This window comes from Actinomycetospora endophytica, assembly GCF_021026375.1.
Classification (GTDB): domain Bacteria; phylum Actinomycetota; class Actinomycetes; order Mycobacteriales; family Pseudonocardiaceae; genus Actinomycetospora; species Actinomycetospora endophytica.
The window spans coordinates 399,154-412,483 of the sequence record NZ_JAJNDB010000001.1; the positions used below are offsets into that span (position 1 = coordinate 399,154).

The 13,330-nt window shown below is 74.2% G+C and carries 15 protein-coding genes; 10 read left to right on the forward strand and 5 right to left on the reverse strand.

Translation table 11 applies throughout. The features are described 5' to 3' along the window. Genes LQ327_RS01950 through LQ327_RS01975 form a run of 6 tightly spaced genes read left to right on the forward strand, consistent with a single transcriptional unit; the run spans nt 1 to nt 5,153 of the window. Entirely contained in the window at nt 1-387 is a 387-nt protein-coding gene (locus LQ327_RS01950) for a cupin domain-containing protein (protein ID WP_230729845.1), read from the forward strand. Continuing rightward, the gene (locus LQ327_RS01955) at nt 384-782 is read left to right on the forward strand and encodes a carboxymuconolactone decarboxylase family protein (protein ID WP_230729846.1); all 399 of its coding nucleotides are present in this window, start codon (nt 384-386) and stop codon (nt 780-782) included. Before LQ327_RS01950 ends, LQ327_RS01955 begins: the two co-directional genes overlap by 4 nt. Further along, nucleotides 779-1,666 carry an NAD(P)-dependent oxidoreductase gene (locus LQ327_RS01960; protein ID WP_230729847.1) on the forward strand — a complete coding sequence of 296 codons (888 nt, stop codon included), beginning with the start codon at nt 779-781 and terminating at the stop codon, nt 1,664-1,666. The genes LQ327_RS01955 and LQ327_RS01960 overlap by 4 nt, the downstream gene beginning before the upstream one ends. After that, entirely contained in the window at nt 1,663-2,427 is a 765-nt protein-coding gene (locus LQ327_RS01965) for a carboxymuconolactone decarboxylase family protein (RefSeq protein WP_230729848.1), read from the forward strand. Before LQ327_RS01960 ends, LQ327_RS01965 begins: the two co-directional genes overlap by 4 nt. A 9-nt stretch (nt 2,428-2,436) precedes the next feature. Further along, entirely contained in the window at nt 2,437-3,174 is a 738-nt protein-coding gene (locus LQ327_RS01970; protein ID WP_230729849.1) for a GntR family transcriptional regulator, read from the forward strand. Nucleotides 3,175-3,203: 29 nt separating this feature from the next. After that, nucleotides 3,204-5,153 carry an acetoacetate--CoA ligase gene (locus LQ327_RS01975; RefSeq protein ID WP_372460589.1) on the forward strand — a complete coding sequence of 650 codons (1,950 nt, stop codon included), beginning with the start codon at nt 3,204-3,206 and terminating at the stop codon, nt 5,151-5,153. 52 nt (nt 5,154-5,205) lie between these two features. Here the strand turns inward: LQ327_RS01975 and LQ327_RS01980 are convergent, their stop codons facing one another. The 3 genes from LQ327_RS01980 to LQ327_RS01990 all read right to left on the reverse strand — a co-directional run bounded on the left by LQ327_RS01980 (nt 5,206) and on the right by LQ327_RS01990 (nt 8,246). Further along, nucleotides 5,206-5,439 carry a hypothetical protein gene (locus LQ327_RS01980; protein ID WP_230729851.1) on the reverse strand — a complete coding sequence of 78 codons (234 nt, stop codon included), beginning with the start codon at nt 5,437-5,439 and terminating at the stop codon, nt 5,206-5,208. 254 nt (nt 5,440-5,693) lie between these two features. After that, nucleotides 5,694-6,836: an acetyl-CoA C-acyltransferase gene (locus LQ327_RS01985; RefSeq protein ID WP_230729852.1), complete on the reverse strand. Its 1,143-nt coding sequence runs from the start codon at nt 6,834-6,836 to the stop codon at nt 5,694-5,696. A 78-nt stretch (nt 6,837-6,914) separates the two neighbouring features. Beyond that, nucleotides 6,915-8,246: a tryptophan 7-halogenase gene (locus LQ327_RS01990; RefSeq protein ID WP_230729853.1), complete on the reverse strand. Its 1,332-nt coding sequence runs from the start codon at nt 8,244-8,246 to the stop codon at nt 6,915-6,917. 78 nt (nt 8,247-8,324) lie between these two features. Here LQ327_RS01990 and LQ327_RS01995 point away from each other — a divergent pair, with 78 nt between their 5' ends. Then, entirely contained in the window at nt 8,325-9,002 is a 678-nt protein-coding gene (locus LQ327_RS01995; protein ID WP_230729854.1) for a TetR/AcrR family transcriptional regulator, read from the forward strand. Here LQ327_RS01995 and LQ327_RS02000 read toward each other — a convergent pair. Continuing rightward, a complete protein-coding gene (locus LQ327_RS02000) occupies nt 8,959-9,699 on the reverse strand; it encodes a sulfite exporter TauE/SafE family protein (protein ID WP_230729855.1) in 741 nt (246 codons plus the stop codon). The two genes, LQ327_RS01995 and LQ327_RS02000, sit on opposite strands and share 44 nt — an antisense overlap. Before the next feature lie 71 nt (nt 9,700-9,770). On the opposite strand from LQ327_RS02000, the gene LQ327_RS02005 reads away from it, so the two are divergent. Beyond that, on the forward strand, nt 9,771-10,697 hold the full coding sequence (locus LQ327_RS02005; protein WP_230729856.1) for a LysR family transcriptional regulator: 927 nt from the start codon (nt 9,771-9,773) through the stop codon (nt 10,695-10,697). Nucleotides 10,698-10,707: 10 nt separating this feature from the next. Continuing rightward, nucleotides 10,708-11,133 (forward strand): PPOX class F420-dependent oxidoreductase, encoded by a 426-nt coding sequence (locus LQ327_RS02010; protein WP_230729857.1) that lies wholly within the window; start codon nt 10,708-10,710, stop codon nt 11,131-11,133. A 51-nt stretch (nt 11,134-11,184) separates the two neighbouring features. On the opposite strand, the gene LQ327_RS02015 is transcribed toward LQ327_RS02010, so the two are convergent. Continuing rightward, nucleotides 11,185-12,495, reverse strand: a complete 1,311-nt coding sequence (locus LQ327_RS02015) for an acyl-CoA dehydrogenase family protein (RefSeq protein WP_230729858.1) — start codon at nt 12,493-12,495, stop codon at nt 11,185-11,187. A 368-nt stretch (nt 12,496-12,863) separates the two neighbouring features. Between LQ327_RS02015 and LQ327_RS02020 the strand changes: the two genes are divergently transcribed. Continuing rightward, the gene (locus tag LQ327_RS02020) at nt 12,864-13,313 is read left to right on the forward strand and encodes an RrF2 family transcriptional regulator (protein ID WP_230729859.1); all 450 of its coding nucleotides are present in this window, start codon (nt 12,864-12,866) and stop codon (nt 13,311-13,313) included. Nucleotides 13,314-13,330: the final 17 nt, after the last annotated feature.

Below are 13,330 nucleotides of genomic sequence, written 5' to 3' on the forward strand. Positions count from 1 at the left end.
GTGCACATCGTCCACGGACGGGCCGCGGGCGCGACCACCGAGGCGCGCGGGGCCACGTTCACCGGCACCGTGTGGGGCGACCCGGTGCTGCCGACGACGGACGGCACCACGGTCAACTCGGTCACCTTCACCCCCGGCGCGCGGACCTATTGGCACCACCACGAGCGCGGGCAGCTGCTCGTCGTCACCGCCGGGACCGGGTGGGTGTGCACCCACGGGGAGCCGCCGCAGCCGCTGACGGTCGGCGACGTCGTCTGGGTCCCGCCGGGCGAGCGGCACTGGCACGGGGCCGGGCCCGGCTCGATCCTCACGCACACCGCGGTGTCGCTGGGCACGACCACCTGGCTCGACGAGGTCTCCGAGGCCGAGTACGGGGAGGCACGGTGAGCGGGAGCAACGGCACCGACCCCCGGTTCGAGGCCGGGCTCGCGGTGCGCAAGGAGGTCCTCGGGGCCGCGCACGTGGAGCGCTCGATGGCGAACGTCAGCGACTTCTCGCGGCCGGTGCAGGAGTTCGTGACCCGCGCCTGCTGGGGCGACGTGTGGGGCCGCCCGGGCCTCGACCGGCGGACCCGCAGCCTGCTCAACCTCGTCATGCTCACCGCCCTCAACCGGCCCCACGAGCTGGCCGTGCACGTCCGCGGGGCCATCACCAACGGCGCGACGGTCGAGGAGATCCAGGAGACGCTGCTGCACGCGACGGTGTACTGCGGGGCGCCCGCGGGGCTGGAGGCGTTCCGGATCGCGGAGAAGGTGCTGTCGGAACTGGAGACCGAGGCATGACCGCCGACCTGACCGGGCGCACCGTCGGGTTCGTCGGCCTCGGGAACATGGGCACGCCGATGGCGGCGCGGCTCGCGGCGGCGGGCGCATCCGTCCGGGCGTCCGACGCCTCGGCTGACGCGCGGGGGGCGTTCGGGGACGAGGTCCCGACGGCGACGGTGGTCGGCTCCGCGGCCGAGGTCGCCCGGGGCGCGGAGGCGGTGCTGCTGTGCCTGCCGAACTCCGCGGCCGTCGAGGCGGTCGTCGCCGGCGGGCTGATCGACGCGCTCGAGCCCGGCGCGGTGCTCGTCGACATGAGCTCGTCCGAGCCACTGCGCACCCGGGCACTCGCCGCACGGATCGCCCCTCGCGTCCTCGTCGACGCCCCGGTCTCGGGCGGGGTGAGCGGCGCACGGGCCGGGACGCTGGCGGTGATGGTCGGCGGGCCCGACGACGTCGTCGCCGGGCTGATGCCCGTGCTCGAGGCGATCGGCCACCCGCGCCACGTCGGCCCGACCGGCGCCGGGCACGCCCTCAAGGCGCTGAACAACCTCATGAGCGCCGCGCACCTGCTGGCCAGCTCGGAGGCACTGCTGGCCGGCCAGGCGTTCGGGCTCGACCCCGAGGTGATGCTCGACGTCGTCAACGCCTCCAGCGGGCGCAGCGGGTCGACCGAGGTGAAGTGGCCCCGGCACGTGCTGCCCGGCACCTTCGGCTCGGGCTTCGGGCTCGGGCTGATGGTCAAGGACATCCGGATCGCGCTGGACCTGGTGGCGAGCACCGGGACCCCGTCGCGGCACACCGCGAGCACCGTCGCGCTGTGGGCGGAGGCCGCCGAGGCGCTGCCGCCCGACGCCGACCACACCGACATCGTCCGCTGGCTGCAGGGGAAGGACATCCGATGACGACCGCCCAGCTCACCGCCGAGCAGCAGGAGATCAAGGACGAGTTCGTCCGGGTGCGCGGCACGTGGGGCGAGCCCTGGCAGCGGATGCTCGAGCTCGACCCGGCCTTCGTGCGCGCGTACCTGGACTTCTCCGCGGTCCCGCTGCGGCGTAGCCCGGGAGCGCTGTCGCCGAAGGTGCGGGAGCTGTTGTTCGTCGCCGTCGACGCCGCCGCGACCCACCTCTACACGCCCGGCGTCCGGCAGCACGTCGCGGCCGCGCTCGACGCCGGCGCCACCCCGGCCGAGGTGATGGAGGTGCTGGAGCTGACCAGCACCCTCGGCATCCACGCCGCGAACATCGGCATCCCGATCCTGGTCGAGGTCCTCGAGGAGCAGGGACTGCGCGACGGCCCCGCGCCGCTCGACGAGCGCCAGGAGCGGCTCAAGGCCGAGTTCACCGCGACCCGCGGCTACTGGCACACCTTCTGGGACGAGATCCTGGAGCTCGATCCCGACCTGTTCGAGGCCTACGTCGCGTTCTCCTCGGTCCCGTGGCACACCGGCACGCTGGAGCCGAAGGTCAAGGAGCTCGTCTACTGCGCCTTCGACGCCTCGGCCACCCACCTCTACGTCCCCGGCCTCAAGCTGCACCTGCGCAACGCGCTCGGCCACGGCGCGACGGTCGCCGAGATCCTGGAGATGTTCGAGATCGCGAGCGTCGTCGGCATCCACGCCGCGACCGTGGGCGCGCCGATCCTCGCCGAGCTCGCCGGTGGGTAGCGCGCGGGCGTGAACGTCGACCCCCGCGGTGGGATCATGGCGGCCGTGACGTCGTCGGTGTGGGGGTACGAGCCGCTGCCGCGGGTCGCCGCGCCGTTGCGCGAGCAGGCCACCGACCGGGTGCGGGCCGCGATCCTGGACCTGCGCCTGCAGCCCGGCCAGCGGCTCGTCGAGCGGGAGCTCGTGGAGAACCTCGGGGTGTCGCGGGCGACCATCCGGGAGGTCATCCGCCAGCTCGCCGCCGAAGGGCTGGTCACCGTCGTGCCGCAGCGCGGCGCCGAGGTGACCTCGCTGTCGGCCTCCGACGCCGCCGACATCTACGAGATGCGCGCCGCGCTGGAGGCGCTGGCCGTCCGCCGGTTCGTGCAGCGCGCGGACCCCGACCACGTCCGCGCGCTGCGGGCGGCGGTCGAGGAGATCGCGCGGACCGCCTCCGGGTCGGGCTCCGACGGTTCCGACGGCGGGGCGCGTGACCAGCTCGGCGCGAAGGACCGGTTCTACGAGGTGCTCCTGGCCGGGTCGGCCAGCGACCCGCTGCAGCAGACCCTCGCCGGGCTGCAGGCCCGGGTGCGGCTGCTGCGGGCGACGTCGCTGTCGGTCCCGGGCCGCCCGCGACGGGCCGCCGAGGAGCTGACCGCGGTCGTCGACGCCATCGAGGCGGGCGATGCGGACGCGGCGGCCGAGGCGTGCGTGACGCACATCCGCAACGCCGCAGCCACCGCGACGGCAGAGCTCGAGCGGTCCTGATCTGGTCCCGGCCCCGACCGCCGAGCAGGATGCGAGCCGTGACCGACGAGCGCGGCGAGATCCTCCGACCCGTCCCTCCCGACGCGGCCACGGCCTCGCAGATGGGCCGCTTCCTCACCGCCGGGCTCGGCCAGGGCGACTACCGCGCCCTGCACCGCTGGTCGGTCGACGACCCGGAGGCCTTCTGGCGGGCGGTCGTGGCGTTCTTCGACATCGAGGTCTCCGGGTTGACGACGGTGCTCGCGGACGCCGGGATGCCCGGAGCCCGCTGGCTGCCCGGGGCACGGCTGTCCTACTCGGCGCACGCGCTGCGCCCGGAATGGACCGGACCCGCCGTCGTCGGGATCTCCCAGACCCGCGAGCGGGTCGAGCTGTCCTACGACGAGCTGCGCGACCAGGTCGCCCGCGCCCGCGCGGGCCTGGTGCGTCTCGGGGTGGGGCCGGGCGACCGCGTCGCCGGTTACCTGCCACACGTCCCGGAGACGATCGTCGCGTTCCTCGCGACCGCGTCGCTGGGCGCGGTGTGGCTGTCGTGCCCGCCCGAGTTCGGCCCGCGCGCCGTCGTCGACCGGCTCGGGCAGGTGGAGCCGGCGGTGCTGATCGCGGTCGACGGCACCCGCTACGGGGACCGCCCGATCGACCGGACCGCCCAGCTCGCCGAGATCCGCGCGGCTCTGCCGTCGCTGCGGGCGACGGTGCTGCTGCCCTACCTCGACCCGTCCGCCGTCGCGCCCGACGGAGCACTCTCCTGGGCGGACCTGCTCGCCGAACCGGGCCCGCTCGAGCACGCCGCGGTGGCGTTCGACCACCCGCTCTACGTGCTGTTCTCCTCCGGGACGACCGGCCTGCCGAAGCCGATCGTGCACGGGCACGGCGGGATCGTGCTCGAGCACCACAAGACACTCGGGCTGCACAACGACGTCCGCCCCGGCGACCGCTTCTTCTGGTACTCGACCACCGGCTGGATCATGTGGAACTACGGGGTGTCCGCCCTGCTGGTGGGCGCCACCGTCGTCTGCGTCGACGGGAACCCGGCCTGGCCCGACGTGGACGCGCTGTGGGCGATGGCGGAACGCGAGCGGCTCACCCAGTTCGGCACCTCGGCGTCGTTCCTCATGATGTGCCGCGACGCCGGCCTGCGCCCCGGCCACGACCACGACCTCTCGGCGCTGCGCATGCTCGGCTCCACCGGGTCGCCGCTGCCGCCCGAGGGCTTCCGGTGGGCGGCGGAGACGTTCGGGCCGTCGGTGCTGGTGAACTCGACGTCGGGCGGGACGGACGTCGCGAGCGGGTTCGTCGGCGCGGCGCCGCTGCTCCCGGTGCGCGCCGGCGAGATCCCCGGTCCGATGCTCGGCGTCGACGTGCACGCCTTCGACGACGACGGCCGCGACCTGATCGGCGAGCCCGGCGAGCTGGTGATCACCGCGCCGATGCCGTCGATGCCGGTGGCGTTGTGGGGTGACGACGACGGAGCCCGGATGCGGGCGACGTGGTTCGACCGGTTCCCCGGCGTCTGGACGCAGGGCGACTGGATCACGGTGTACGACGACGGCGGGTGCGTCATCAGCGGCCGCTCCGACGCGACGCTGAACCGCGGCGGGGTGCGGCTGGGGACCTCGGACTTCTACTCCGTGGTGGAGGACGTCGACGGGATCTCCGACAGCCTCGTCGTGCACCTGGAGGATTCGGTCGGCGGGGCGGGGACGCTCGTGCTCTTCCTCGTCGGCGGTCCTGATCGCGAGGGGCTCGAGGCGGAGATCGTGCGCCGGCTGCGCTCGGAGATGTCGCCGCGGCACGTGCCGGACGAGGTCGCGTGGGTGGCCGCGCTGCCGCGGACGCTGTCCGGGAAGAAGCTCGAGACGCCGGTCAAGCGGCTGCTCGTCGGGGCGGCGCCGGAGTCGGTGGCCAGCCGCGACTCGCTGGCCGATCCGGCGGCGCTGGACGAGATCGTCGAGTGGGTGCGCCTCCGGCGCTCCTGAGCAGTGATCCGTGCTCCGGCACGGATTACTGCTCACCGGCGCGTCAGCGCACCTACGCGATCTCCAGCGACGCGCGCGGCTGGGGGCACTGCTGCTCGGCCTCGGCGGTCTCCGGCCGGATGAGCAGGAGCCCGCAGTCGGGGCTGTGCAGGACGACGGTGCCCAGGCAGCTCCGGCCGTCGTCGTCGACCATCGTGACCTGGTCTCCCGCGCGTGCCGTCCCGACGATGACGTGGCCGTGGTCGTCGGTCCGCGAGAAGTCGACGCGGTACGTCGGGTGCGCCATGAGGACTCCTCGGCGGCGGGCGGCCGTCGGAGTCACGGCGGCTGATGGGCGGAGTGCGCCAGAGGAAAGCACGCCGATCACGTGTCCACCAATGGTCGACCAGGCACGGAACGGACACGATCCGGACTCTGCCGGGCGCCGGGCCGCTCAGGACGCCGCGACGAGCTCCACCTGCGGTCAGTAGGTGCGCTCCGCGCTTGTGAGCACTAAGTGACGCTATAGCGTCACTTAGTGCTCACGAGCGCGCAGCGCACCTACAGGGACTCGATGATCGTCGCGTTCGACTGACCGCCGCCCTCACACATCGTCTGCAGCCCGCGGGTGCTCCCGGTGCGCCGGAGTTCGTGGACGAGCTTGGTCGCGAGCACCGCGCCGGTCGCGCCGAGCGGGTGCCCCATCGCGATCGCGCCGCCGTTGACGTTGGTGCGCTCCAGCGACGCACCGGTCTCCTTCGCCCACGCGAGCACCACGGGCGCGAACGCCTCGTTGCACTCGAACAGGTCGATGTCGTCGATCGTCAGGCCGGCCCGCTTCAGCGCCATCGCCGTCGCGGGGATCGGGCCGGTGAGCATGAGGACCGGGTCCTCCCCGACGACGGCGAGGGTGGTCACCTTCGCGATCGGGGTGAGTCCGTGGGTGCGCACCGCCGCCTCGGAGGCCACCAGCAGCGCGGCCGACCCCACGCTGACCTGCGAGGACACCGCCGCCGTGATCGTGTAGCCCTCGCGCACCGGCGGCAGCGACGCCATCTTCTCCCGGTCGACGTTCGGGCGGATGCCCTCGTCGCGGTCCAGGCCGTTCAGCGGGGCGAGCTGCGCGGCGAACCGGCCCTCATCGGTGGCGGCCGCGGCGCGGCGGTGGCTCTCGACCGCGAACTCCTCGAGGTCGTCCCGGCCGAAGCCCCACTTCTCGGTGATCAGCTGCGCGCCGCGGAACTGGCTGATCTCCTGCTCGCCGTAGCGCTCGATCCACCCGGCACCCTCGCGGCGCGTGCCCATCTTCTCGAGCACCGAGGCGTTGGCATCGATCGGCACGATCGCCATGTTCTCGACGCCCGCCGCGACGACGAGGTCCTGCGTGCCCGAGAGCACGGCCTGCGCCGCGAAGTGCAGCGCCTGCTGCGAGGACCCGCAGGCGCGGTTGATCGTGGTGCCCGGGACGTGCTCGGGCAGGCCGGCGGAGAGCCACGCGGTGCGGCCGATGACACCGGCCTGCGGGCCGAGCTGGGTCACGCAGCCCATGAGCACGTCGTCGACGGCGCCCGGGTCGACGCCGGTGCGCTCCATCAGCGCGGACAGCGCGTGCGCCCCGAGGTCGGCCGGATGAATCTCCGCGAGCGCTCCCTTGCGGGTCCCGACCGGCGAGCGGACGGCGTCGACGATGTATGCCTCGGCCACGGTGCCTCCCGACGAGCGTGTGGACTTCCTGACGTCCAGTGTCGGTCGTGCCGCATCGCTGACGCCAGGCGAACCCGGTCACGCCGCGACGAGCGCTCCCCGCAGGGTCGCCGCGAGCTCGTCGCGATCCGGTCCCTCGGCCCGCGGCGGACGCCACCCGCTGCGATAGACCGCCGCCGCGAGCGGCTCCACGTCGTCGAGGCACTCCGGCCCGGCGAGCATCGCGAGATACGGCGGGAGCGCGCGGCCGATCGTCGGGTCCACCTGGGCGGCCGCCATGACGAGATCGGACGGGAGCCGCCGGGTGAGGTCGACGTCGAGCCCGTCCCACCGGTCGAGCATCGCGGCGTCCATGCGGACGTGATCGGTGACCCACGGCCGCATCTGCGCCTCGCACCACGCGTCGAACGGCTCCCCGACGGACGAGGGATCGACGCCGTCGTCGAGCAGCCGCAGCACCTCGCGGGCCTGCAGCAGCGAGGTCGTGATGCCGCGGCCGAACATCGGCGTCGTCGTGGCGACGGCGTCACCGACGGCCACGAACCCGCGGCGGACGCCGCCGTCCGGGGCCGCCTGACCGCGGTAGTGGTTGAGCAGCGCGCCGCCGGCGAAGACCGGGGTGATCGGCTCGGAGCGGTCCGGGTCGGTCCAGGCGTCGAGGCCGGGGACGGCGCGGCACGCGGCCTCGAAGGCCGCCTCGTGGCGGAGCAGGGCGAGGTCGGGGTCGGCGGTCGGGCGCACGACCAGCACCGAGAACACGCCGCGCTCGTGGCGGAAGACGATCACCTGGTAGCCGCCGAGGTCGGCCTGCCAGGCCAGCGGGTTCGTCATCGGGCCCGGGTCGGCGCCGGGCCGGAGCCGGTACTGCCGGTCGACGTAGGCGATGCCGGTCCGCCCGGTGAGCGTGGGCGCGGCCCGCAGCGCACGGGTCGCCCGGCCGGCGCGGCCGGAGGCGTCGATGACGAGGTCGGCGGGCAGGTCGTCGCCGTCGACGCGCAGCCCCGTCGCGGCACCGGTCTCGTCCAGGGTCACCGCGTCGACGTGGCCGCGGCGCAGCGTGAACCCCGGGGTCCCGACGACCGCGGCCCGCAGCGCCCGTTCGAAGGTCTCCCGCCGGGAGCGCATGCCGCCGGGCATGCGCCCGCCGTCGGGCAGCGTGAAGGTGATCGGTTCGGCCCCGGCCGCGAGCCACCCGTCGTAGGCCTCCGGGATCTCGGCCTGCAGCGCCTCGCCGATCTGCGGGCGGAAGCCGTGGGCGTGGTGGAACTGCATGACGCCGCGGCGCTCCCACCCGCCGTCGGGACCGGGCCCGGCGTCGCGGTCGACCGCGGCGACCCGGTGCCCCCGATGGGCCAGCGCCGCGCCGAGGAAGAGTCCCGTCGGGCCGGCCCCGACGATCGCGACGTGCATGCCGACCTCCGGTGCTATTTTGATTGCACCGAGAGTGCAGTCGATTCACGGGCCCGTCAAGACACGGGGAGGTCACCGATGCACGAGACACCACAGCGTCGCCCGTACCGCTCCGACCTGCGCGCCCGGCAGGCCCGCGAGACCCGCCGAGCCGTCGTCGATGCGGCGACCCGGCTCTTCGTCGCCCGGGGCTACGCGGACACCACGCTCGACGCGGTCGCGAGCGCCGCCGGGGTGAGCCGGCGGACCGTCGTGAACGCCGTCGGCGGCAAGGCGGCGCTGCTCTCGGCGGCCTGGGACGTCTCGCTCGTCGGCGACGACGAGCCGGTGGCGATGGCCGACCGGCCGGCCGTGCACGCGATCCTGGCGAGTACCGATCCCGCCGAGTCGTTCCGGCTCTGGGCGGAGATGACCGTCGACGTCCTGGCCCGCGCGGCACCGATCGGCCGGGCACTGGAGGCCGCGGCGGACGTCGACGGTGACGCGGCGGCGCTGCTCGCGAAGGCCGACGCCGGCCGCCTCGAGGGGGCGCGCGCGTTCGCACGGCACCTCGCCTCGATCGGCGGACTGGGTGCGACGGTCGACGAGGCCGGCGACGCCTTCTGGGCCCTCGGCGACGGCCGGCTCCACCGGCGGCTCGTCATCGAGCGCGGCTGGTCGACGACGGCGTTCGCGCGCTGGCTGGCGGCGCAGGCCACGGCCGCCGCGGGGCTCAGCCCGGATGCAGCCACAGCTCGACGGCCAGGGCGACGCTGAGCGCGACGAGGGTCCAGCGCAGGACGGTGACGGGGACCCGCCGGGCGACCAGCGGCCCGAGCGTGCTCCCGCCCAGGGCGCCGATCGCGAGCGGGACGACGGCCCACCACTCGACCGGGGCGGTGAGCACGAGGACGCCGGCGGCGGCGATCGCGGTGGCCCCGACCAGGATGTTCTTGAGCGCGTTCGCCTGGGGCAGCCGCGCGTCGACGAAGATCAGGGCCGCCGTGAGCAGCAGGATCCCGGAGCCCGCCCCGAAGTAGCCGGCGTAGATCCCGACCGCGCCGATCGAGGGCCAGGTGAGGCGCGCGAGGCGCGGGTGACGGTCCCGGTGCCCGGTCAGCCACGGTTGCAGAGCCAGCCCCGCGCCCGCCGCGAGCACGAGGAACGGGGCCACGTGGCCGAAGGCCCCGGGCGGGGTGACGACGAGCAGGAACGCCCCGACGACGGCGCCGCCCGCGGCGACCGGCACGCCGCGGCGCAGCGCGGTGCCCATGGTCCGGAGCTCGCGGCGCGAGGTCAGCGAGGACCCGGGACCGCAGACGACGAACGCGATGAGGTTCGCGACGTCGGCGGGCAGCGGCGGCAGGCCGGCCAGCAGCAGGGCCGGGTAGGACACCAGCGACGCGATCCCGCCGGCGGTGGCGACGGTGCCGGCGACCAGGCCGGCGACGACGAGGAGCCCGATCCGTTCCACGCCCCCGATCCTCGGTGGGTTCGGGACTCAACGAAAACGATTCTTCCTGCCGGCCTGCGTTAGTGTGGCTGATGCAGCTCGATCCCCACCGCCTGCTGGTCCTGCGCGCGGTCCGCCGCACCGGCAGCATCCAGGCGGCCGCGACGGCCCTGCGCCTGACGCCGTCCGGGCTCTCCACCCACCTGACCCGGCTGGAGTCCGAGACCGGGCTGCGCCTGGTCGACCGCACCCGGCGGGGCGGCGGCCGGGCGGCCCGCCTCACCGACGCCGGGCTCGCGCTCGCCGGGCGGGCGGACTCGGTCGCCGGCGCGCTCGCCGAGGCCGAGCGGGAGGTCGACCGGCTGCGCGAGAGCGCCCACGGGGCGGTGCGCATCGGCGGGTTCGCGACCGCGCTCACCCGGCTCGCCGTGCCGGTGACCGTCGAGCTGTCGGTCAGCGATCCGGCGATCCGCGCCGAGATCGTGGAGATCGACGAGCCCGAGGGACTCGACCGGCTCCGGCTCGGCGAGCTCGACCTGCTCCTGAGCCCACGGGAGGACGACGGCCCCGGCGCGCCCGCCGGCCTCGTCGAGGAGGACCTCTGCCGCGACCACTACCGGATCGTCGTGCCGGAACTGTGGGAGCGAGCGGGCGACCTCGACGACCTGCTCGCCGGGCCCTGGGTGACCTCGCCGCCCGACCACCCGACGAGCCGCATCCTCCAGCGCCTCCGCCTCGAGCGCGGGATCGCGCCCGGTCTCGCGCACGTCTGCACCGAGTCGCGCACCCGGCTCGCGCTGGTCGCGGCCGGCCTGGGCGCGGCCATCGTCCCGGACCTCACCCTCGCCGCGCTCCCGGTGGCCGGGGTGGCCGTGCACCCGGGGCCCGCCGGGATCGGCTCGCGGGTGATCACGGTGCTCGGTCCCGCCGACGGGCCGGCGTCGGCCGCCGCGGAGCGCTTCGCCCGGCACCTGCGTCACGTCGCCGCGAGCGTGGCGCCCGGCGAGCGTCATCGATGAGGATCGGGGCATGACCACACGCGCCGAGGACGACGCCCTGCTCGCCACCAGCCGGCTCGGGGTGCTGGCCACCATCAAGGCGAGCGGGCTCCCGCAGCTCTCCCCGATCACGCCCTTCTACGACGCCGACGCGGGCACGCTGATGATCTCGATGACCGAGGGCCGGGCCAAGACCGCGAACCTGCGCCGCGATCCCCGCGCGGCGGTGGAGGTCACCTCGTCCGACGGCCGGGCCTGGGCCACCGCCGAGGGACCGGTGACGCTCACCGGCCCGGGCACCGACCCGCAGGGCCCGGAGGTCGAGGCGCTCGTGGCCTACTACCGCGCCGCCGCGGGCGAGCACCCGGACTGGGACGAGTACCGCGCGACGATGGTCGCCGACCGCCGCGTGCTCATGACGATGACCGTCCAGCGGGTCTACGGCGAGCGCATCTGAGCACGACGGCGCGGCCGCGGCGGGATCCGCCGCGACCGCGCCCGCAGCTCGTCAGCTCACCACGGTGTCGATCGCCTCGTGGTGCTTCTCGAACTTGACGTAGTCGTCCTCCATGATCGCCCGCGGGTTGAACATCGGGTCGGCCAGGAGCCCGTGCACCCGACGGCGCTGCATGCCCATGTTGCCGCCGTCGTAGATCGGCAGGACCGCGGCCTCGCGCAGGATCTTCCCGAAGCCGTTCTTGGTCTCCAGGCTGTTCACGCCGACGATCTGCATGCACTTGTACACGCAGTCGAACATCATCTCGGTGACCTGGATCTTGTTCATCGCGCCGACCAGTTCGGCGTGCTGGTCGTGCTTGTCGAGGTAGTCCGCGGCCCGCCAGGAGAAGTAGCGGCCCATCTCGATCTTGGACGCGACGTCGCCGAGGACGTAGCCGACGTTCTGGAACCCGATGATCGGCTTGACCGCGCCCGCGGTGTTGCCGCGGGCGAAGTCGAGCGCCATCTCGTAGGCCGCGCGGGCCATGCCGACCGCGGCGATCGCGGCCACCGGCCCCGACCAGGCGAAGTTGCGGTTGATGACGAGGTCGCCGTTGGCCTCGGCGCCGGGCAGCAGGTTCGCCGCCGGGATGCGGGCGTTCTCGAAGACGATCTCCGCGTTCGAGGCGAGCCGGTGACCGACCTTGTCCAGGTGGCGGTAGGTGACGCCCGGGGTGCCGCGTTCGAGCACGAGCGCCGAGAGCCCCTCGGTGCCGCCCTTCTCCGAGTCGGTCCGGACGATCAGCGTCCCGGCGTTGACGCCCTGCTCGTCCCAGCCCGCCGAGGACGGCCAGTACTTGCGGCCGTTGACGACGAAGTGGTCGCCGTCGCGGACAGCGGTCAGCCCGACGCCCGCCGGCCGCGGGAGCGGGATGTCGAAGTTCGCGGTCCCGGACGGGTTGCCCGGCGGCTCGCTCGCGGTCCAGCCGCCCAGGTACTCGCCGGTCGGGTCGGACGTCGCGGCGCCGAGGAAGCGCTGCTTCTGCTCCTCGGAGCCGTACCAGGCGACCGGCATGAGGCCGAGGCCGTTGCAGAGGACCGTGCAGGCGAACCCGGGGTCGACGACGCAGATCTCCTCGGCGGCGATCACCAGGTCCACGCACGAGACGCCCCCGCCGCCGTACGCGGCCGGGAGCATGCACATCGCGATGCCCGCCTTGTAGGACTCGATGTACGCGGGCTTGGTCAGCTGGAACCCCATGAGCGGGTCCGGCTCGGCGTCCGCCACGGCCACCACGGGCTTGAGCACGTTCTCGGCGAACGCCCGGACCTCGTACTGGAGCTTCTTCTGCTCGTCGGACATCGTGAAGTTGATGGTCATGGACGACCTCCCGATACCTCGGTGCGAAATCCCGCCACGGCCGCGGAGCGAGATCAGTGGTATCTGGCATGCAGGTTCTGCGAGCCGCATCGGCCAGGGCTCCGGAGCCTGCTGGAGCGTCGGCCCGCTCGTGAAGCACCCGGGCACGAGCGGTACGAGATGCGTCACGACCGGCGCGAACCCCGCCGCGACCCCCGCGGTGGAGCCTTGCCGTGCCCCGTCGTCGTAACTAGCATCTGCCGTACTCATTTGGCCGCCGGGAGCTGGGTGGTGACTCGGATGCACCCTCGGGCCCCACCGCGTGCGGACCTTCCCGTCGTCACCGGCAGACAGCGTCCGGCCCGGCCCCGAATCGAGACGAGCCGACCATGAGGCACACCGCCCACGCCGACTACGCGCTGCGCGTGCTGCTGTACCTGCGGGTGGCCCCGGGGCGGCAGGGATCCGTCGCGGAGATCGCCGAGGCCCACCACATCTCCCGCAACCACCTCGTCAAGGTCGTCCAACGGCTGGCCGGCGCCGGCATCGTGACGACCGCGCGGGGCCGCGGCGGGGGCGTCCGGCTCGAGCGGGATCCCGCCGGCATCACGGTGGGCGACGTGATGCGGACGATGGAGAACGACTTCGCCGTCGTCGAGTGCCTCGGTCCGGCCCGCTTCTGCCGGGTCGCCGGGGTGTGCGGCGGCCGGGACGTCTTCGCCCGGGCGCTCGACGCGTACTTCGCCGTCCTCGACGAGGCCACCCTCGAGGACATCGCCGCCAACGACCAGGGCCTGCGTGGCGCGCTGCGACTGATCAACGGCCCGGGCGGGCGCTGACGGGGAGCGGCCCCGTC